This window comes from Dryocola sp. LX212 (genome assembly GCA_041504365.1).
Lineage (GTDB): Bacteria > Pseudomonadota > Gammaproteobacteria > Enterobacterales > Enterobacteriaceae > Dryocola.
Genome location: CP167917.1, coordinates 1,982,943 through 2,003,800, shown reverse-complemented (window position 1 = coordinate 2,003,800; position 20,858 = coordinate 1,982,943). Strand labels below are relative to the sequence as shown.

Genomic DNA, 20,858 nt, shown 5'->3' with positions numbered 1-20,858 from the left:
TCCACATCAGGAAATTTCATTCTCCTGACGTACCTGTGCCGCCCAGCGCTGCGCGGCTTCCGGTAGCGTAAACGCCGGGGACTGACGGAAGGCATCCCCCACCAGCACAAAAGCCACGTATCGGTTGCGCAGCAGCCAGACATCCTTAAACCCTTCCACCCGCCAGGCGTGGGAAGGCGGCGCGGGTTCGACACGCGGCTTGTAGGTGATAACGGGACGGTTGTTCTGTTGGCGCAGTGGTTTCATAGGCAATGGCATTCGAAACAGGATTAATGAATAACTTCACTATGATAGCGGATCCTCCCCCCGTTCGTCGCCTGGAGAAAATCATCGCCCCTTTTAGGACTGTTACCCGGCCCTCCGGGAAGCAGAGTTAGCGCATTGTTCTATAGTTAGAGGGGTTTTCCTCTTATAACAACCGGTTCTTCAGCAATGGAAACAGGAGACGAGTTCAATGTCGACGCATGATAAAAAACCTTTAAGCCATAGCGCACCGATTCACGACGCCGATGAATCTAAGCCCGGCATGGATTCACTTGCCCCGGCAGATGGTAGCCACCAGCCGGCCCAGGAGCCTACCCCACCAGGCGCACAGCCTACGGCGCCTGGCAGTTTCAAAAGCCCGGATACCTCTAATGAAAAACTGAAATCCCTGGATCCTCTCCGCAAAAATGGTGAAAACGTCCCCCTGACCACCAATCAGGGCGTGCGTATTGCCGACGATCAGAACTCCCTGCGGGCAGGTACGCGTGGGCCTACGCTCCTGGAAGATTTCATCCTGCGGGAAAAAATCACCCACTTCGACCATGAGCGTATCCCCGAGCGTATCGTGCATGCCCGTGGCTCAGCCGCCCACGGCTTCTTCCAGCCCTATAAAAATCTGAGCGACGTGACGAAAGCCGATTTCCTTTCAGACCCGGACAAAATCACGCCGGTGTTCGTGCGTTTTTCAACGGTACAGGGTGGCGCAGGCTCAGCGGACACGGTGAGGGATATTCGCGGCTTCGCGACAAAATTCTATACCGAAGAAGGGATCTTCGATTTAGTGGGCAACAACACCCCTGTGTTCTTTATTCAGGATGCCCACAAATTCCCGGACTTCGTACACGCGGTGAAACCCGAGCCGCACTGGGCGATTCCGCAGGGCGGCAGCGCGCACGATACTTTCTGGGACTATGTTTCCCTGCAGCCTGAAACGCTACATAACGTGATCTGGGCAATGTCCGACCGCGGCCTGCCGCGCAGCTATCGCACCATGGAGGGCTTCGGTATTCACACCTTCCGACTGATCAACGCCGAGGGCAAATCGACCTTCGTGCGCTTCCACTGGAAGCCAGTTGCCGGTAAAGCCTCGCTGCTGTGGGATGAGTCGCAGAAGCTCACCGGGCGCGATCCGGACTTCCACCGCCGCGATTTGTGGGAGTCCATTGAAGCAGGAGACTTCCCGGAATATGAACTGGGGCTGCAGCTGATCCCGGAAGAGGACGAATTTAAATATGATTTCGATCTTCTGGACCCTACCAAGCTTATTCCGGAAGAGCTGGTGCCGGTACAATTGGTCGGTAAGATGACGCTCAACCGTAACCCGGACAACTTCTTCGCCGAGAACGAACAGGCTGCCTTCCACCCGGGCCATATCGTCCCCGGTCTGGACTTCAGTAACGACCCTCTCCTACAGGGGCGACTCTTCTCCTATACGGACACGCAAATCAGCCGTCTGGGCGGACCAAACTTCCACGAAATTCCGATTAACCGCCCGGTCTGCCCGTATCACAACTTCCAGCGTGACGGCATGCACCGTATGGATATAGACAGCAACCCGGCGAACTACGAGCCAAACTCCATCAACGATAACTGGCCGCGCGAGACGCCGCCGGGGCCAAAACGCGGCGGCTTTGAAAGCTATCAGGCCCGTGTGGAAGGCCATAAAATCCGCGAGCGCAGCCCGTCGTTTGGTGAATACTACTCCCACCCTCGTCTTTTCTGGCAGAGCCAGACGCCAGTGGAACAGCAGCACATTATCGGCGCGTTCAGCTTCGAGCTGTCGAAAGTGGCGCGTCCGTATATCCGCGAGCGCGTGCTGGATCACCTGACACATATCGATATTTCACTCGCCCAGGGGGTAGCAGAAAACCTGGGGATCGAACTGTCTGATGAGCAGATGCACGTCGCCCCGCCAAAAGATGTGAATGGGCTGAAGAAGGACCCAAGCCTGAGCCTGTATGCCGTACCATCTGGTAATATTAAAGGGCGTGTGGTCGCGGTCTTGTTGAGTGAGAACGCCAGTGCGACGGATGTGCTGGCCGTGGTTAAAGGCCTTAAGGCTCAGGGTGTTCATGCGAAACTTCTGTTCTCCCGCATGGGGCAAATCACCGCCGATGACGGTTCAGTCGTGCCGATTTCCGCTACCTTCGCGGGTTCACCGTCCGTCAGCGTTGATGCAGTTATCGTACCTGGGGGGGATCTGAGCAGTATCCTCAACGACGGTCAAGCAGCCTACTACCTGCTGGAGGCGTATAAGCACCTGAAAGTCATCGGTCTGGCCGGGAACGCCCGTAAATTCAAGGCGAAACTGCACATTGACGATCAGGGTGAGGAAGGCATCGTTGAAGCGGATGACGCGAGCGGTAATTTCATCGATGAGTTCCTTAAATTACTTGCCGGACATCGTATCTGGACGCGCAGTAATAAGGTAGCGCACATCCCTGCATAATAATCTGCGCCATAGTCGCAATGGCTATGGCGTATTTTTCGTGCGTTTTAACTTGCGATAAAAATAAAAAAAGCCCGAGCACGATAATAATCGTATTCAGGCTTTTCTTTTCGTGCACGTTAACTGCTCCGGGCTATCCCATCTTCGCTATCGTAACGCAACACGAATTCCATTCATCCTTCAAGTTGCAGGGGTGTTGGCTGCTCTCTCTCACCCCAGTCACTTATTTATATAAGCTCCTGGGGATGAGTTCCCTTGCCGCCTACCTGCAAACTTGAATGCTAAAAGGAATTTAAAATGGAAATTACAGAGCGATAACGTTCGCTGCTGACGGGCCTTTGGCACCGTTTTCCACGCTGAATTTCACCTGCTGACCTTCTTCAAGCGTCTTGAAGCTGTCGCTCTGGATTGCAGAGAAGTGCACGAACACGTCCTTGCCGCCGTTGTCAGGAGTGATAAAGCCGAAGCCTTTATCAGCGTTAAACCATTTTACTAAACCAGTCAGTTGGGTAGACATAGATACTTCCTCAAAAAATTATTTCGCTACGCTGTAGCCACGTGGTCTGCGTTTCAGAATTACTTATGGGACTTTAGGAGAGACTCACGGAGAAGAGGTATCGGAGGATAACGCTTGAACTGAGAACTGCTTTACTAAAATGCTTTACATAAGGCCTGATGAACAAACCGAGGACGTCATTAACGCATGACGCGAAATATTAAGCAAGCCCCATTTGCATATAATCCGATTAAAGACACTTCTTTACTTAACGACCGGGAAATAACGAAACCGCAGCAACAAAAAAACCGCCTGAAGCAGGCGGCTTTCTCAAAGACAATTATTACTTAGCTGCCTGTGGGTCAGTATCGTATTCCGCACAGGTCTGATAACCAGAGTTAATCACGTGGCCTGTATCATCCAGCGCAACGAAGTAGGTTTCAGTTTTGCCGTCACGTTGACCCAGAATGTAGGTCTGGCAGGTACCACGAGCGTGGATCATGGTAACTTCTGAAGAAGGCTTACCGGCAACCTGCTGAACCTGCTCACGACTCATGCCCTTTTTCACATCCTTCACGACCGGGGTGGCAACCTGATCTTTTGTACGATCGTAAGCGGTACAACCTGCCAGCATTGTCATCACAGCCGCTGCACTTAAAATTCCTGCTAAGTTCTTGTTCATTTTATATCCTCTATTATCAGCGTATTGCTTGCGCGTGTAAGATAAGCCTGGAATATAAAAGAACATTTTTCAACTTGTTAGCGAAAATGATTCAAAATTAGGACAATTGGCTATCTCCGCAGGGTGGATCGCCCGATCGCTCTAAATCGCGTCAGTTAATCCCCCTTCTGCCCCCCTGAGCCTTGTCGTTTCTGCCGCAACGGGTTAGTTTTAACGGATGTGTTTTTTGCTGCCTGCACGCTGCAGGTATACCGTAACAGGAGGGGTTAAATGGCTCTGCAACAAGAGATTATCCAGGCGTTAGGCGTCAAACCACAGATAGACCCACAGCAGGAGATCCGCGTCAGCGTCGATTTTCTGAAAGCGTATCTGAAAACTTATCCATTTATTAAATCTCTGGTTCTGGGGATCAGCGGCGGCCAGGATTCCACGCTGACCGGCAAACTCTGCCAGATGGCTATCAGCGAGCTGCGCGCAGAAACCGGTGACGAGAGCTATCAGTTTATTGCCGTACGCCTGCCGTTTGGCGTGCAGTTTGACGAACAGGACTGCCAGGATGCGATTGCTTTTATCAAGCCCGATCGGGTGCTGACGGTAAACATCAAGGCCGCCGTGCTGGCAAGTGAAGAAGCCCTGCGCGAGGCGGGCATTGAACTAAGCGATTTTATTCGCGGCAACGAAAAAGCCCGTGAGCGCATGAAAGCCCAGTACAGCATCGCAGGGATGACCAAAGGCGTGGTGGCAGGTACGGACCATGCGGCAGAAGCCGTGACAGGATTCTTTACGAAGTACGGCGACGGCGGCACGGACATCAACCCAATTTTCCGCCTGAATAAACGTCAGGGCAAACAGCTGCTGAGAACCCTCGGCTGTCCGGAACATCTTTATCTGAAAGCGCCTACCGCAGACCTTGAGGACGATCGCCCTTCTCTGCCGGATGAAGTCGCCCTCGGTGTGACCTACGAAAACATTGACGACTATCTGGAAGGTAAAACGCTTGATAGCGCCATCAGCACCATCATTGAAGGCTGGTACACCCGCACCGAGCACAAACGCCGTCCGCCAATCACCGTTTTTGATGACTTCTGGAAGAAATAAAACGGTGGATGACGCAAACGCTTATCCGACAGTTTTTTGTCATTAGTTTTTTGTAGGTCGGATAAGCGCAGCGCCATCCGACAGCTGTTTTGAAGCCCTTTGTAGGTCGGATAAGTGCAACGTCATCCGACAAGCTTTCCCCCTTTGAGATCGCATGGACAGTTTCGCACAACGCGCCACCGCTTTTGGCCTTACAGCAATTCTTCTGTGGAGCACCTCCGTTGGGCTGCTGCGCAGCATCTCTGAACATTTTGGCCCCGTCGGTGGCGCAGCGCTGATTTATACCGTTAGCGCGCTTTGCCTGTGCATTGCCCGCGGCCTGCCAAAATTACGCGAGATGCCGCCCCGCTACCTGTGGGCTGGCGGCACGCTGTTTGTCACCTATGAGATTTTCCTGGCGCTGGCCATCGGTCTTGCCCACAGCCGCAGCCAGTCGCTGGAGCTGGGGATGATCAACTACCTGTGGCCCAGCCTGACCCTATTTTTCGCGCTCTTCATTAACCAACAGAGAGCGAGCCTCTGGCTCTGGCCCGGCCTTGCGCTCTCTCTGGCCGGTATTATTCAGGTCATGAAGGGTGACGGCAGCTGGTCGCCCGTTCAGATGTGGCACAACATTCTCGATAACCCCGTTGCCTATGGGCTGGCCTTCGCCGCCGCGCTGATCTGGGCGCTGTACTGCAACCTTACCCGCCGCTGGAGCGAGGGAAAAAGCGGCGTCACGCTGTTCTTCTGCGCGACGGCGCTGGTGCTGTGGATAAAGTACGCCTTCGTCAGCGAAGCAGCGCTTGGTTTCACCCTTCCGGCTACGCTTCAGCTGCTGTTTATGGGCATCTCGACCGCCGTTGCGTATTCGGCCTGGAACTACGGAATTCAACGTGGAAACATGACGTTGCTGGCGACTGCCTCCTACTTCACCCCCGTACTCTCCGCGTTGATTGCCAGCCTCTGGTTGGGTCTGCACCCCGGCTGGCCTTTCTGGCAGGGCGTGGCGATGGTAGTGGGCGGCTCGCTGCTCTGCTGGCTTGCCACCAGACGCTACGATTAAATTGCCGCTTTTTTGCGCTTCGCCTCCCTGCTACACTGTACGGGTAAACAGTATCAGGAGTGAAAAGTGGTCAGACGTATCAGCGCGCCGCGCCTGCAGTTTGAAGCGGCGGCGGTCTATGAATATCCCGAACATCTGCGTCCCTGGCTCGACTTCCTGCCGAAGCAGCCGGGGGTGTATGTCTTTCACGGTGAGAGCGACGTTATGCCGCTCTATATCGGCAAAAGCATCAATATCCGCACCCGGGTAATGTCCCATTTCCGGACGCCGGACGAAGCCGCCCTGCTGCGCCAGGCGCGGCGCATCACCTTTACCCGCACCGCCGGTGAACTCGGGGCCCTGCTGCTTGAAGCCCAGATGATCAAGGAGCAGCAGCCGCTGTTTAACAAGCGCCTGCGCCGCAACCGCCAGCTCTGTTCGCTTCAGTTTACCGGCGGCAGGCCGCAGGTGGTCTATGCGAAGGATGTGGATTTTTCGCGGCAGACCGATCTCTACGGCCTGTACGCTAACCGCCGCGCCGCGCTGCAGACCCTGCAAACGCTGGCCGATGAACATCAGCTCTGTTACGGTCTGCTGGGGCTTGAAGCGCTGAGCGCCGGGCGCGCCTGTTTCCGCGCCGGGTTAAAACGCTGTGCCGGGGCCTGCTGCGGCAAAGAGACCGTCGAAATGCACCACGGCCGTTTTCTGGCGGCGCTCGAGCGTATCCGGGTAATCTGCTGGCCATGGCGCGGCCCTGTGGGGCTGAAGGAAACCGGTGAGGGCATGACGCAATATCACATCATCGACAGCTGGTTTTATCTGGGGTCGGTGGAAAAGCTAAGCGAGGCGAAAACCCTGGCCGCGCCGCCAAAAGGCTTTGACAACGACGGCTACAAGATCCTCTGCAAGCTGGTGATGAGCGGGGACTATGAAGTGGTGGAGCTGGGCTGCCCCACCACGGCCTGACGGCTTATTTAATCATCGGCAGGTTCAGATCGTGTTCACGGGCGCAGTCCGCTGCGCTTTCGTAGCCGGCATCCGCATGGCGCATAACGCCGGTGGCCGGATCGTTCCACAGCACCCGGTCCAGCCGCACGTCCGCTTCCGGCGTGCCGTCCGCAACAATGACCACGCCAGCGTGCTGCGAAAACCCCATCCCCACGCCACCGCCGTGATGCAGGCTCACCCAGGTTGCCCCTCCGGCGGTATTCAACAGCGCGTTGAGCAACGGCCAGTCGGATACGGCATCGGAGCCATCTTTCATCGCTTCCGTTTCACGGTTGGGGGAAGCAACCGAGCCGCAGTCCAGATGGTCACGCCCAATCACAACCGGTGCTTTTAATTCGCCGCTGCGCACCATCTCATTGAAGGCCAGCCCGGCGCGATGGCGCTCGCCCAGCCCCAGCCAGCAAATCCTCGCCGGTAACCCCTGAAAGGCAATGCGCTCCTGGGCCATATCCAGCCAGCGGTGCAGGTTCTGGTTTTCAGGGAACAGCGCCTTGAGCTTCGCGTCTGTTTTCGCGATATCCTCCGGGTCGCCGGACAGCGCCACCCAGCGGAACGGGCCCTTGCCCTCGCAGAACAGCGGGCGAATGTATGCGGGGACGAAGCCCGGGAAGTCGAACGCGTTTTCCACGCCCTCGTCAAAGGCAACCTGGCGGATATTGTTGCCGTAATCCACCGTCGGCACGCCCATCTGCCAGAAATCCAGCATCGCCTGAACATGAACCGCCATGGAAGCGCGCGCGGCTTTCTCCACCGCTTTAGGCCGCGAGACGCGTTCCTGCTGCCAGCGTTCAACGGACCAGCCGGCGGGCAGATAGCCGTTCAGCGGATCGTGGGCCGAGGTCTGGTCAGTGACGATATCCGGGCGAACGCCTCCGGCTTTTGCACGCTTCACCAACTCCGGCAGAACTTCAGCGGCGTTGCCGAGCAGGCCAACTGAGATAGCCTTCTTCTGGCCGTTCGCCTCTTCTATCATCCCCAGCGCCTCATCAAGCGTGGTGGCTTTGAAATCGAGATAGCGGGTGCGCAGGCGAAAATCGATGCGGGACTCCTGGCACTCGATGGCCAGCACCGACGCCCCGGCGAGCACGCCCGCCAGCGGCTGCGCGCCGCCCATACCGCCAAGCCCGGCGGTCAAAATCCATTTCCCTCTCAGGTCGCCGCTATAGTGCTGACGCCCCGCCTCCGCGAACGTTTCAAACGTGCCCTGCACAATGCCCTGCGCGCCAATATAGATCCACGACCCCGCTGTCATCTGGCCGTACATCATCAGCCCGGCCTGGTCGAGCTTGTGGAAATGATCCCAGTTCGCCCAGTGCGGCACCAGATTGGAGTTGGCGATTAATACTCGCGGCGCATCGGCATGGGTGCGGAATACGCCGACGGGTTTTCCGGACTGCACCAGCAGCGTTTCTTCGGCTTTCAACGTCCGCAGCGAGGCGAGAATTTGTTCGAAGCATTCCCAGTTGCGGGCCGCTTTGCCAATGCCGCCGTATACCACCAGATCCTCCGGACGCTCGGCGACGTCAGGATCCAGGTTGTTCTGGATCATGCGGTACGCCGCTTCAATCAGCCAGTTTTCACAGTGCAGTTCGCTGCCGTGGGGCGCTCGTACCGTGCGGGCTACCGCCTGTTTTACAGATTCAGTCATGTTGGCTCCCGGCGTCAGGCCGAAGTAGAAGGAAGAAGATTAACGATGGCCGCAGGCCAGCGGTCGCTGCAGCCCCACAGGCGCATCTGCTCGATGTCCGGGGCCAGCAGGCGATCTTTTTCAAGAAAGGCAACGCGCTCACGGATGCCGCTAAATATCTTTTCCATGAGCGGTGAGCTGCGCAGCGGGCGGGTGAACTCAATGCCCTGTGCGGCGGCCATTGCTTCGATGCCGACAACCGCCGCGGTGTTAAAGCACATTGCGCCGAGGCGGCGTGCGGCATACGTTGCCATCGACACGTGGTCCTCCTGGTTCGCCGACGTCGGCAGGCTGTCCACGCTGCCGGGATGCGCCAGGGATTTATTTTCCGAGGCGAGGGCCGCCGCCGTGACCTGGGCAATCATGAATCCCGAGTTGATCCCGCCCTCTTTCACCAGGAACGGCGGCAGGCCGGACATCCCGGTATCGAGCATCAGGGCCAGGCGGCGCTCTGAGATAGCACCGATTTCGGCAATTGCCAGCGCCAGAATATCCGCCGCAAACGCAACCGGCTCGGCGTGGAAATTCCCGCCGGAGATGACTTCCCCCGTCTCGCTGAACACCAGCGGATTGTCCGAGGCGGCGTTGGCCTCAATTTGTAATACCCGCGCCGCGTGGCGCAGGTTATCAAGGCATGCTCCCATAACCTGAGGCACACAGCGGATGGAGTAAGGATCCTGAACGCGCCCGCAGTGCCGGTGCGAATCGACAATTTCGCTGCCTTCGAGCAGCGTGCGAACCGCTGCCGCAACGTCGATCTGCCCTGTCTGCCCCCGCGCTTCATGGATACGCGCATCAAAAGGTTTCACCGAGCCTTTAATCGCCTCAAGGGATAGCGCCCCGGCGACCAGGCCCGCGGCAAAGACCTTCTCGCCTTCAAACAGGCCGCGCAGAGCAAGGGCGGTGGAAACCTGCGTGCCGTTAAGCAGCGCCAGCCCTTCTTTCGGCCCCAGAATCAGCGGTTCGACGCCCGCAAACTCAAGGCCCTGAGGCGCAGGGATCTCTTCGCCATTTATGCGTACATTTCCCTCACCCAACAGCATCAGCGAAAGATGCGCCAGCGGCGCGAGATCCCCGGATGCCCCCACCGATCCTTTTTCCGGTATGACCGGCATCACCCCAGCGTTAAACAAAGCCAGCAGATTGTCGATAACCTGTAGCCGCACCCCGGAATGCCCGCGGGCGAGGCTGATAACCTTGCTGGCCATAACCAGGCGCACCACGTCGTCCGGCAGCGGCTCGCCAAGGCCGACGCTATGGGACAGCACGAGGTTCCTTTGCAGCTCGGCCAGGTGGTCGGCGGCGATAGTGGTTTGCGCCAGTTTGCCAAAACCGGTATTAATGCCGTAAACCACGTCGCCATGGTTAACAATCGCTTCTACCGTTTGCTGCGCTCGCTCCACCGCGCCGACGGCCTGCTTATCCAGCTCCAGCGTAACGTTGCCGTGGTAGATATCGCGCAGGGTGGACAGCGAGACGTGGCCGGGCGTAAGGGTACAGCGCTTCTTTTGCATCAACATAAGGACATCCTGTGGCATCAATTCATTTGAACGTATAGAGTTGTATAGACAAGTTAACTAACAAACCAAAAGTCCCGCCAGTCGGCCACAGGGAATTTTTATCGAACAGTGAGCGGGATCTCGCCAGGACCCTGCTAATTACAAGGACAAATCATGTTTGAGCTGCAGCCTCTGGAGCAGTTACGCTCCGCCATCAGCGACCTGCCCGCGCCTATTTATCTGCGCGTCAAGCAGGCAATCATCAGTCAGATCAGCAGCGGAGTCTGGCAGCCGCACCAACGTGTGCCGTCTGAAACCGAGCTGGTCAACGCCCTGAACGTCAGCCGCATGACGATTAACCGTGCGCTGCGGGAATTAACGGCTGAAGGCTGGCTGGTGCGGATGCAGGGGGTCGGAACATTTGTGGCGGAGCTGAAGGGCCATACCGCGATGCTGGAAGTCCGCAGCATCGCCGAGGAGATCGCCGCGCGTGGGCATCGCTATCGCAACTACGTTGTGGCGCTGGAAGAGGTGGCGGCATCGGAAGAGCTGGCGCTGGCGTTTTCCGTCCGGCCGGGTGACGCGCTGTTTTATTCGCAAATGGTGCACTACGACAACGACCAGCCCGTCCAGCTGGAGTCGCGCTATGTGAATCCCTCCCTGGCGGCAGATTATCTCAGGCAGGATTTCCGCCTGTTTACGCCGCACCACTACCTTAGCCAGATTGCGCCTCTCACCGCCGGAGAGCACGTGGTGGAGGCTGTGCTGGCCGACAAAACTCAGCAGACCCTGCTGGAAGTGAACGACCGCCAGCCCTGCCTGCTGGTTAACCGCCGCACCTGGCACCATTCGCAGGTGGTGACGGTAGCCCGGCTGCTGTACCCAGGCTCTCGCTACCAGCTGACGGGCAGCTTTACCGGCCAGTGATCACAGATAGGTAATTTCGCTGAACAGCAGCTGCCCTTCCGGTTTCAGCAGCCGCAGCGTATGGCGGCCCTCCTGCCACCATGCGCCCTGATCCGGTTTGAGCAATTTATCCCCCAGCTGCCACTCACCGCTCAGCACGTACACAATGCCGCCCCGTGGCGCAAAGGTGGTGAAAGTGCGATCGGCAACGCGCACCTTTGCCCGGCAGCGGTCGCGGCGGGTCATCACGTTGAAATCCATCGACATACCGTGAGTCAGTTCCGCCTTCACAGCCTGTTCGCCCGCAAAGGCAAACGGCTGATGCTTCCTGAGGGTATGGCGAAATGCCCTGCCGCCGTCCAGCACGACTTCCCCTCCCTCAAGCAGGGTAATCACCCGATCCACCTGAGGAAACGCAGAAAACTCACCGCTGCTGGCAATCGAGGCAATGCTCGCTCGCCAGTTAAAATCGCGTGTGGCAGGGGGAAAGCAGCAGATCTCGCGGGTTTCCCCGGCGCCGTTGCGCCAGAGGCTGACCGGCACTTTCCGGATATCGAAAAATTCCATTACTACTCCTGGAGGCTGCGCATCACCTGCGCAAATTGACTATTGCTCTGTTCATCGAGTGGGTGCTGCCCGTCAGTTATCACCTGCCTTCCAGCGACCCACACGTCTTTAATGTGTTCTTGTGCTCCGCCAAACAGCCAGCGGTTTATCAAGGCGTAATCTTCTACGTGCGTAAGCCATGCATCCTTTTCCAGCACCAGCCAGTCGGCGCGGTAGCCCGGCGCGATAGCCCCAAGCGCAACGCCGCACGCCTGCGCCCCACCCGCTACCGCCTGCCGCCACAGCACTTCGCCAACCTGCGGCAGCTCTGGCAGCACAATACGGTTACGGCGGCGGTCTCTGAGCCGCTGTCCGTACTCCAGCCAGCGCAGCTCTTCCCTGGCGCTGACCGACACGTGGCTGTCCGAGCCAATCCCCCAGTGTCCGCCCCGGGCAATAAAATCGCTGGCCGGGAATATCCCGTCGCCGAGATTAGCCTCGGTTGTCGGGCAAAGCCCCGCGACCGCCCGGCTTTCAACGATTTGCGTCACCTCGTCCGCCGCCAGGTGGGTGGCGTGAATCAGGCACCAGCGATCATCAACCGCAAAACGGTTATACAGCCAGTTGACCGGGCGCTCCCCGCTCCATGCCAGACAGTCTTCCACCTCTTTTTCCTGCTCGGCAATGTGGAGATGCACCGGCAGGCGAAAGTCGCTGGCCTCCAGCACGTCCTCCATTTGCTCCTGCTTCACCGCGCGCAGCGAGTGGAAGCACAGCCCCTGGTTGATGAGCGGATAGTTTTGCAGCGCTTTCGCCAGCGCCTGCTGCTGACGCAGATACCTGTCCACATCCTGAATAAAGCGTTTTTGCCCGCTCTGGGCAGGCTGCGCCCCAAATCCCGCGTAGCTATAGAGCACCGGCAGCAGCGTCTGGCCGATACCACTCTTATCGGCAGCAACCACCAGTTGCTGTAGCATCAAATCGCCTGCCGGATAGTGTTTGCCATTAACGTCATGATGCAGATAGTGAAATTCCGCAACCTGAGTGTATCCCCCTTTCAGCAGGTCAATGTACAGCCGGGTGGCAATTGCCCCCATTTGTTCCGGCGATAGCTTTTCAACCATGCGGTACATCAGCTCGCGCCACGTCCAGAAACTGTCCTGTGGGTTACCCGCCACTTCGGTCAGACCCGCCATCGCCCGCTGAAAAGCATGGGAGTGAAGATTGGCCATGCCGGGGATAACGACGCCGGGCAGCAGCGTGGCGTTTTCCGCGCTGGCACCTGCTTCGATATGGGTTATCACGCCCTCGTCACTGACGGAAATACGCACGCTGTGTCCCCAGCCCTGCGGGAGCATCACGATCGGAGCAAAAAATGCCGGCATAGATTTGGTTCCTTCTGATAACGATGACAATGATTTAGCGTTAAATCTTCGCCGACGCAAAAGATATATCGTCTGCTGGAAGGCAGCCCAACGTTTTTGCGTCGCCCTCGACAAAATCCTGCAACAGCGTCACCAAAACACCCGGCGACTGTTGATGAATTTAGCATGCTGTGCCAGGTTGAATGCAATTGTCTATACAACCTGACCGGAGCATGCCATGTCCCCTCCCCTTACCTGCGACAGCCTGTGGAGCGGTGCCACCTTTGTCACCCTGCGGGCAGGCCAGTACCACGCCATTGAAGACGGGGCGCTCGCCGTGCTGCGCGGTAAAATCCTCTGGATCGGCCCGAAAGCGGAAATGCCGGAAATCCACGCCGTCGAATATCATCGCTTTGAGGGCGGCATTGTGCTACCGGGGTTTATTGACTGCCACACCCACCTCGTCTTTGGCGGCAACCGCAGCGCGGAGTTTGAAAAACGTCTTAACGGCGTAAGCTATGCGCAGATCGCAGCCGAAGGCGGCGGCATTATCTCCACGGTGAAGGCGACCAGGGCCGCGAGCGAAGATGAGCTGCTGGCCTCTGCCCGACGGCGGCTGAAGCCTCTGCTGGCGGAGGGGGTGACAAGCGTAGAGATAAAGTCCGGCTACGGGCTGGATATCGACAATGAGATTAAAATGCTACGCGTCATCCGCAGGCTGGGCGAGCAGGAGCCGGTGGAGGTCTACGCCACCTGCCTGGCGGCCCACGCGATCCCGCCTGAGTTCAACGGCGACGGCGATGGGTGGATTGAGGTTGTCTGCAACCAGCTGCTGCCGCGCGTCGCCCAGGAAAAGCTCGCCGATGCCGTCGATGCCTTTTGCGAACATCTGGCGTTCAGCCCGACCCAGACCGCGCGGGTCTTCACGGCGGCCCGGGAACTTGGACTGCCGGTTAAGCTTCATGCCGAGCAGCTATCGCCGCTGGCGGGGAGTAGCCTGGCCGCAGGATTTGATGCCCTTTCAGCCGATCACCTCGAATACGCCACCGAAGCGGACGCCATAGCGATGGCCGAAAGCGGAACGGTTGCCGTCCTGCTGCCCGGCGCTTTTTATCTGCTGCGCGAAAAGCAGCTTCCTCCGGTGGCGGATTTTCGCCGGCATAGCGTTCCCATGGCAGTCGCCAGCGATGCTAATCCGGGCACCTCGCCCGCGCTGTCGTTGCGTTTGATGCTTAACATGGCCTGTACGCTATTTGGCCTGACGCCGGAGGAAGCGCTGGCAGGCGTGACGATCCACGCGGCGCAGGCTTTGGGCATTCAGGCCAGCCATGGCAGCCTCGAGACCGGCAAAATTGCCAACTTTGTGCACTGGCCCGTGGCGCGTCCTGCCGAACTGGTCTATTGGTTAGGGGGGCAATTGCCCTGCACCGTGATTTATCAGGGAGAGAGACGTGAAAGCAGCCTTTGAATTTAGCAAAGGGAAACTGCCGCTTCTGGTCAGTATTCCCCACGCGGGTACGGCATTAACGCCAGATGTTGAGGCAGGCCTGAGCGAAGCTGCCCGCACGTTGCCGGATACCGACTGGCACATTCCCGCACTGTATAATTTTGTTCGCTCCCTTGGCGCAAGCGTGCTGGTGGGCAACTACTCCCGCATGGTCATCGACCTGAACCGCCCGTCAGATGACAAACCGCTCTATACCACCGCCACTACCGGGCTTTTCCCGGATACGCTGTTTGATGGCTCAGCCACTTTTATGCCCGGCAAGACTCCGGATGCGCGGCAGCGTCAGGCCGCCCTGGACGCCGTCTGGCTACCGTATCATCAGCAGCTCCGGGATGAACTTGAGCGACTAAAAGCGGAGTACGGTTATGCGCTGCTGTTTGATGCGCACTCTATCGCCAGCCGCATTCCGCGCCTGTTCGAGGGAACGCTGCCTGACTTAAACCTCGGCACCCACGGAGGGCGCAGCTGCGATGCGCTGATTGAGGAGCACCTGGTCGCCCGTATGGCCAGCCAGCAGCAATACAGCTGGGTCGTCAACGGGCGGTTCAAAGGGGGATACATTACCCGCGCCTACGGCAACCCGGCGCAGGGCGTGCATGCCGTTCAGCTGGAGCTGGCACAGCGTAATTATATGGATGAGCAGCCGCCGTTCGGCTATCGCGAAGAGCGGGCAAACGCACTGCGGCCGCTGCTTGAACAGCTTATCAGCGCCATGATGAGCAGCGCCCAGCAGATTGCATAAAAAAGAAAACCGCCGGTCCTGTCCACAGCGATAACGCTTTGTGGACAGGACCGGCGGTCTTAAGCCAGTCGATCGATTATTGCTGATCGGTTGGCATTTTACCTTCATGGGCGTGACGTTCTGTCAGACGCTTCTCAAAATTGGCATTAAACTGCTTTTTCTGCTCCGGGGTCAGAATGTTGTAGATCTTATTCTGAGTTTCCATGTGGGCCAGCATGCGAGCCTTGTTCTGCTCGGCCATTTTGTCGATCTGTGCCTCAGCCTTCGCTTTATCGAAGCTGTCGCTGGCGATAATGCTATGTGCCGCACGACGCTCATCTAATGAAGGACGCTCCATTTTGCCACGCTGCGCTTTCATGATATCGCGCACCTGCTGTTTCTGCGCGTCGGTCAGGTTCAGGTCCTTAAACATCATGTCGTGGTGGCCGCCGCGCATGCCTTTATGATGCATCATCGGCGCGTCGGTTTTCGCCGCAGTGGTGGTCGTTGTGTCTGCCGCATGAGCCAGGTTCGCTGCGCCCAGAGCCAGAGTTGAAGCAACAAAGAGAGCTGTTAATTTACGCATGTTTTTTATCCTTCTCATTTAATTTATTTCTTTTCACGACTGGTTTGCCGTGTTGACGAGATTGAGTTTACGGGGTCAATCGTCAAGGAGTAGATTGCCGGAGTAAAGCATTGCAAGTATAAAAAATAATGACGCATCAATTATGGAGAAAATAAGGATTAAGGCGGGGATTATTGCTACAAAATATATCAATAAACTGATTTTCAAGGAATAATGGAGAAAGTGTATAGTAATTTTACCGCTGAAGAAAGCAGCAGGCTAGGAATTGTCTGTATATTTCTAAGCGATCGGGGAAAATACTGGCTCCCGTCCCTGAGAGCCCTGTTTTTATATTTCCCTGAGCATTAATCCTGCCCGCAGGCCCGGCGCAACGTCTGGATTAGGGAATAAAACAAATTCCTTATCTTCTTTCACTACGTAACGCGTATTGCCATCTTCTGCCAGCAGCGTGTCCTTCGGGAAGGCGGTGAAGTTTTGCGTCTGCGCGCCCATATGCAGTACGAAGGAGTCAGAAAGCCGGGTAATTTGCTGGGCTACCTCATAGCGCAGCGGCTCGGCTTCCGCTACCGGCACCTCTCCTCCGGTCAGCAGCGCGCTCAGCGCCGCTTTGGTGACCCCAAACTGGCTGAGATCGTTTTCGCCGAACGGCTGCGCCTTGCCTAACTCCAGCGTACAGCTCAGCGCGGTAAAGTGCTCGCTGCTGAAATGGGTGAAGGTGCCTCCCGGAGCCTTATGGAACACCAGCGCCTGCAGCCCAGCGCAGCCGAGCCATGCAAGGAAGGCTTCATCATAAGGAAGCGGACGCACGGGCAGCACGCCGAAACGAGGATGGTACGAGCTGCGGATAGCGGTATGCATATCCAGATGCCAGAGAATGGTTTCATCCCCCTGAGACCAGAACAGCTCAAGGGCATGCTCCAGGCGTCCCGCCCGCTGGGTCTCAATGCTTTCCGGGAACTGCTGCCAACGCCCACCGAACATGCGGTTCATGTCGCTATGCATATAGCGCTTATTACTGCGCAGTGCCGCCGGGTTGCCGAGGATCACCAGCAGGCGCCACTGCAAGGCCAGCCTGCCCGCCAGTAGATCATCCACCAGCTCCGCAAGGATTTCGACCGGTGCGGTTTCGTTACCGTGCACGCCAGCCGAGATCACCAGCGCTTTTTCCACCGGCATAAGCGGCGTGAGCGTTAAAATGCCCTCATCGCACCACTGCCAGCTAAGGTGGGCATTCTTTCCTTCCGTTTGCTTTGGCGCTTTCCCCGCCAGGGTCTGCGCCAGAAAATCCAGCATTTTGCCTCCTGAATGACCGAATGGGTGGGTAAATTGTCCACTCAGTAAATTATAGGTTCAAAACAGTAAGCTGATATACCTGATTTTAGTAGTGTTATTTGCAGATAAAAGCAAAGGCTGCCGGAAATCTGCAACTTTCACGCTGCAGATCCCCGCGCACTGTTACCGGTATCACAAAAAGCAATTCTCACAACACCGGTACAAGATCTCGCAATTGCCCCTTCTGATCGCTCTGGTCAATGATGAATACCGGTAAAGCATCATTTTATTTTCACCCCACCACCACAGGCGCAGAAAATGAAAGAAAAGATTACCCTGAAGGAAAAAATAAGCTACGGTCTCGGGGATATGGCCAGCCATATTGGCCTGGATAACGTCATTATTTTCCTGACATTCTATTATACCGATGTTGTAGGATTACCGGCGGCCTTCGTCGGCACCATGTTTTTACTGGCACGATCCATAGATGCCATTATCGATCCAGCAATGGGTTATCTCGCGGATAATACCCGGACAAAATGGGGTAAATTCCGCCCTTATTTATTATGGCTGGCCCTGCCCTTTGGCATTAGCTGTCTGCTGACCTATGCCGTGCCGGAATCTTTATCGCTCACCGGCAAAATGATCTTCGCCAGCGTCAGTTATTCTTTCATGATGCTAATGTATACGGCGATTAATATCCCCTACTGTTCTATGGGGGCGGTGATCACTTCCAGCAACGAACAGCGTATTTCTTTGCAGTCATACCGCTTCTTTCTGGCGACCCTGGGCGGGGCGATGTCGACCTTCCTGATGATGCCGCTGGCGACCTGGCTTGGCGGCGACGATAAGCTTTCCGGCTACCGCATGGCAATGGGAATTATGGCAGCACTTGCGGTGGTGATGTTCTGGATCTGCTTCGCCAACACCCGCGAGCGCATCAAAGCTCCCGCCTCTCACTCCAATTACCTCAGCGATTTAAAGGACTTATTCGCCAACGATCAGTGGCGCATCGTAGCCATGCTGGTGCTGACCAACATCGGCTTCGGCGTTATTCGTCTGGGCGCCATGATGTACTACGTCACCTACTATCTTGGCAGCGCCAGCTGGTTTATGTGGCTGCTGGGCGCGCATATCGCCGGTAAAGCGGCAGGCAGCGCAATGGCAAAACAGCTTACTCGCAAATATAACAAAGTGCAGATGTTTGGCACCTGTTCGGTGCTGGCAGGTGTATTAAGCATCGCGCTGTTCTTCGCGCCCAAACTGGTTATTGTGCTGGTCGTAATGACATTTATTATTTCCACCTTCTATCAATGCACCACAACATTAATGTGGGTAATGATGGCGGACGTGGCGGATTACGGCGAATGGAAGCAGGGTAAAAGAATGGACGGCATTGTCTTTTCAACTTTACTGGCCGTGCTGAAATTAGGCATGGCATTAAGCGGAGCTATTGTTGGCTGGACATTAGGATTTAGCGGCTACGTCGCCCATGCCGATATGCAAAATAGCACTGCCCTGCTGTGCATTATTTCATTATTTACCGTCGTGCCAGGAATACTTTCCCTCGCCGCTTTCGTCATGCTGCGCTGGTACAAACTTGACGACAGCGTGATGCACGAAATTAATCTTGCCAAACAAAATGCCTGAAGAATTTAAGGAGTAGGTCATGAGTGAATTATTTAAACGCGACAACGCTATCGAGTGGCATTTTGACCGGCAGACGCTGCGAATCGAACCCTGGGGTAAAAACAGCCTGCGCGTGCGGGCAACGCAGCGCGGCGCATTCTCTGAAAATCTCTGGGCGCTGTTACCTGTAACTTCACAGCAGGCGAGCATCAGCGAAGGAAAAGAGTCGCTGACCATCCGCAACGGCAATCTCTCCGCCACCGTTAACAGCAAGGGCCAGCTGGCTTTCCACAACCAGCACGGCGCACTGCTGCTTGAAGAGATGTGGCGCCAGCGCTCCACCGTAGGCATTGGCGCGACGGAAAAGAGCCAGGATAAATATATCAGCGCGCTGAAGCTCGATGGTCGGGAATTTAAGCCCAATCCGGGCGGGAAATATCAGCTCACCGTCCGCTTTGAGGCGGCCAAAAATGAGAAAATCTACGGCATGGGGCAATACCAGCAACCGTGGCTGGATCTGAAAGGCTGCACGCTGGAGCTGGCGCAGCGTAACTCCCAGGCCAGCGTGCCCTTCATGCAGTCCAGCCTGGGCTACGGCATGCTGTGGAATAACCCGGCGATTGGCGAAGCGAGTTTTGCCAAGAACGGCACCCAGTGGAAGGCGCTGGTCTGCGAAGAGATGGACTACTGGATCACCGCAGGGGATAGCCCACTCGAGATAACCCGCCAGTACGCCGAGGCCACGGGAAAAGCGCCGCCAATGCCGAAGTTTGCGACGGGTTTCTGGCAGTGCAAGCTGCGTTATCGCACCCAGCAAGAGGTGCTGGATGTCGCCCGCGAGTACCAGCGCCGCAACCTGCCGCTGTCGGTTATCGTTATCGACTTTTTCCACTGGCCGAATCAGGGCACCTGGTGCTTCGACCCTATCGACTGGCCCGATCCGCAGGCAATGGTCAGCGAGCTTCGCGAAATGGGGATCGAAACGATGGTCTCCGTCTGGCCAACGGTAGACAGCCGCACCGAAAACTACAAGGAGATGAAATCCAAAGGCTATCTGGTGACCACCGAGCGCGGCGTATCGGTCAATCTGGACTTTATGGGTAACTGCACATTTTTCGATGCCACCAACCCTGCCGCGCGCCAGTATGTGTGGAATAAGGTTAAAGAGAACTATTACGATGCGGGCATCCGCCTTTTCTGGCTGGACGAAGCGGAGCCGGAATACCGCGCCTATGATTTCGATAACTATCGCTATCACACCGGGCCGGTGCTGGAGGTCGGCAACAGCTACCCGCGCGATTTCGCCCAGGGCTTTTATGAAGGTTTGCAGGCGCAGGGCGAAAAAGAGATCGTTAACCTGGTGCGCTGCGCCTGGGCGGGCAGCCAGCGCTACGGCGTGCTGGCCTGGTCCGGCGACGTCCATTCGTCATTCCATGCGCTGCGCAACCAGCTTGCCGCCGGGCTGAATATGGGGATGGCGGGTATCCCATGGTGGACCACAGATATTGGCGGCTTCCAGGGCGGCAATATCCACGATCCGGCCTTCCACGAGCTGCTGATCCGCTGGTTCCAGTGGGGCGCATTCTGCCCTGTCTTCCGCCTGCACGGTTACCGAGACCCGCAGGTTCAGCCCCCGGAAGCCTTCCGCAACGGCATCCCGCAGTGCAACAGCGGTTCCCCGAACGAAGTCTGGAGCTACGGGGAAGAGAACTGCCAGATAATGTCCCACTGGCTGCAGGTTCGCGAAAGCATTCGCCCCTATATCGACGGCGTGATGGCGCAGGCAAGCGAACACGGCGATCCAGTTATGCGGCCGCTCTTCTACCACTATCCGCAGCAGAGCAACAGCTGGGAGATTGAGGATCAGTACCTGCTGGGCGAAGATCTGCTGGTTGCGCCGGTCATGCAGGCGGGCCAGCGCCAGCGCGATGTATGGCTTCCGGAAGGAGAATGCTGGATTTCCCTGCGCGGGGAGAACTATCAGGGCGGCCAGCTAATAGCCGTTGAGGCACCGCTCGAGTCTATTCCGGTGTTTATCCGCGCTGGAAGCGACGTGGAGAAGCTCTTGTTGAAATAAAACGCTGCCGGATAAGACCAACGCTTATCCGGCAATATTAGCC

General features: G+C 56.9%; 18 protein-coding genes. 9 read left to right on the top strand and 9 right to left on the bottom strand.

The features are described 5' to 3' along the window. Positions 1-6: 6 nt before the first annotated feature. The gene (gene cedA, locus ACA108_09630; protein XEX97728.1) at positions 7-246 is read right to left on the bottom strand and encodes a cell division activator CedA; all 240 of its coding nucleotides are present in this window, start codon (positions 244-246) and stop codon (positions 7-9) included. A 208-nt stretch (positions 247-454) separates the two neighbouring features. Here cedA and katE point away from each other — a divergent pair, with 208 nt between their 5' ends. Next, on the top strand, positions 455-2,713 hold the full coding sequence (gene katE, locus ACA108_09625; protein ID XEX97727.1) for a catalase HPII: 2,259 nt from the start codon (positions 455-457) through the stop codon (positions 2,711-2,713). A 304-nt stretch (positions 2,714-3,017) separates the two neighbouring features. Here katE and cspA read toward each other — a convergent pair whose 3' ends face one another. After that, positions 3,018-3,230, bottom strand: a complete 213-nt coding sequence (gene cspA / locus ACA108_09620; GenBank protein ID XEX97726.1) for an RNA chaperone/antiterminator CspA — start codon at positions 3,228-3,230, stop codon at positions 3,018-3,020. 322 nt (positions 3,231-3,552) lie between these two features. Then, on the bottom strand, positions 3,553-3,891 hold the full coding sequence (osmE, locus tag ACA108_09615) for an osmotically-inducible lipoprotein OsmE (GenBank protein XEX97725.1): 339 nt from the start codon (positions 3,889-3,891) through the stop codon (positions 3,553-3,555). A gap of 270 nt (positions 3,892-4,161) precedes the next feature. Between osmE and nadE the strand changes: the two genes are divergently transcribed. From nadE to cho, 3 genes are all read left to right on the top strand, one after another. Continuing rightward, positions 4,162-4,989 (top strand): ammonia-dependent NAD(+) synthetase, encoded by an 828-nt coding sequence (gene nadE / locus ACA108_09610; protein XEX97724.1) that lies wholly within the window; start codon positions 4,162-4,164, stop codon positions 4,987-4,989. A 154-nt stretch (positions 4,990-5,143) separates the two neighbouring features. Next, entirely contained in the window at positions 5,144-6,034 is an 891-nt protein-coding gene (gene yddG / locus ACA108_09605) for an aromatic amino acid DMT transporter YddG (GenBank protein XEX97723.1), read from the top strand. Between the two features lie 66 nt (positions 6,035-6,100). Further along, on the top strand, positions 6,101-6,979 hold the full coding sequence (gene cho, locus ACA108_09600) for an excinuclease Cho (GenBank protein ID XEX97722.1): 879 nt from the start codon (positions 6,101-6,103) through the stop codon (positions 6,977-6,979). Positions 6,980-6,983: 4 nt separating this feature from the next. Here cho and hutU read toward each other — a convergent pair whose 3' ends face one another. Both hutU and hutH read right to left on the bottom strand, forming a co-directional pair. Continuing rightward, positions 6,984-8,669: a urocanate hydratase gene (gene hutU, locus ACA108_09595; protein ID XEX97721.1), complete on the bottom strand. Its 1,686-nt coding sequence runs from the start codon at positions 8,667-8,669 to the stop codon at positions 6,984-6,986. 14 nt (positions 8,670-8,683) lie between these two features. Next, the gene (gene hutH / locus ACA108_09590) at positions 8,684-10,228 is read right to left on the bottom strand and encodes a histidine ammonia-lyase (protein ID XEX97720.1); all 1,545 of its coding nucleotides are present in this window, start codon (positions 10,226-10,228) and stop codon (positions 8,684-8,686) included. Positions 10,229-10,381: 153 nt separating this feature from the next. Between hutH and hutC the strand changes: the two genes are divergently transcribed. Beyond that, positions 10,382-11,134, top strand: a complete 753-nt coding sequence (gene hutC / locus ACA108_09585) for a histidine utilization repressor (protein XEX97719.1) — start codon at positions 10,382-10,384, stop codon at positions 11,132-11,134. Here hutC and ves read toward each other — a convergent pair whose 3' ends face one another. After that, entirely contained in the window at positions 11,135-11,680 is a 546-nt protein-coding gene (gene ves / locus ACA108_09580) for an environmental stress-induced protein Ves (protein XEX97718.1), read from the bottom strand. 2 nt (positions 11,681-11,682) lie between these two features. After that, a complete protein-coding gene (locus tag ACA108_09575) occupies positions 11,683-13,044 on the bottom strand; it encodes a formimidoylglutamate deiminase (GenBank protein XEX97717.1) in 1,362 nt (453 codons plus the stop codon). A gap of 217 nt (positions 13,045-13,261) precedes the next feature. Between ACA108_09575 and hutI the strand changes: the two genes are divergently transcribed. Continuing rightward, on the top strand, positions 13,262-14,491 hold the full coding sequence (gene hutI / locus ACA108_09570; GenBank protein XEX97716.1) for an imidazolonepropionase: 1,230 nt from the start codon (positions 13,262-13,264) through the stop codon (positions 14,489-14,491). Beyond that, complete coding sequence (hutG, locus tag ACA108_09565) at positions 14,475-15,272, top strand: N-formylglutamate deformylase (GenBank protein ID XEX97715.1); 798 nt, start codon at positions 14,475-14,477, stop codon at positions 15,270-15,272. The genes hutI and hutG overlap by 17 nt, the downstream gene beginning before the upstream one ends. A 76-nt stretch (positions 15,273-15,348) precedes the next feature. Here hutG and spy read toward each other — a convergent pair whose 3' ends face one another. Together spy and astE are read right to left on the bottom strand one after the other, a co-directional pair. Next, positions 15,349-15,837 carry an ATP-independent periplasmic protein-refolding chaperone Spy gene (spy, locus tag ACA108_09560; protein ID XEX97714.1) on the bottom strand — a complete coding sequence of 163 codons (489 nt, stop codon included), beginning with the start codon at positions 15,835-15,837 and terminating at the stop codon, positions 15,349-15,351. A 327-nt stretch (positions 15,838-16,164) separates the two neighbouring features. Continuing rightward, positions 16,165-17,130 (bottom strand): succinylglutamate desuccinylase, encoded by a 966-nt coding sequence (gene astE, locus ACA108_09555; protein ID XEX97713.1) that lies wholly within the window; start codon positions 17,128-17,130, stop codon positions 16,165-16,167. A 297-nt stretch (positions 17,131-17,427) separates the two neighbouring features. On the opposite strand from astE, the gene ACA108_09550 reads away from it, so the two are divergent. Both ACA108_09550 and ACA108_09545 read left to right on the top strand, forming a co-directional pair. Next, entirely contained in the window at positions 17,428-18,759 is a 1,332-nt protein-coding gene (locus tag ACA108_09550) for a glycoside-pentoside-hexuronide (GPH):cation symporter (protein ID XEX97712.1), read from the top strand. Between the two features lie 19 nt (positions 18,760-18,778). Continuing rightward, a complete protein-coding gene (locus ACA108_09545) occupies positions 18,779-20,815 on the top strand; it encodes a TIM-barrel domain-containing protein (protein ID XEX97711.1) in 2,037 nt (678 codons plus the stop codon). Positions 20,816-20,858: the final 43 nt, after the last annotated feature.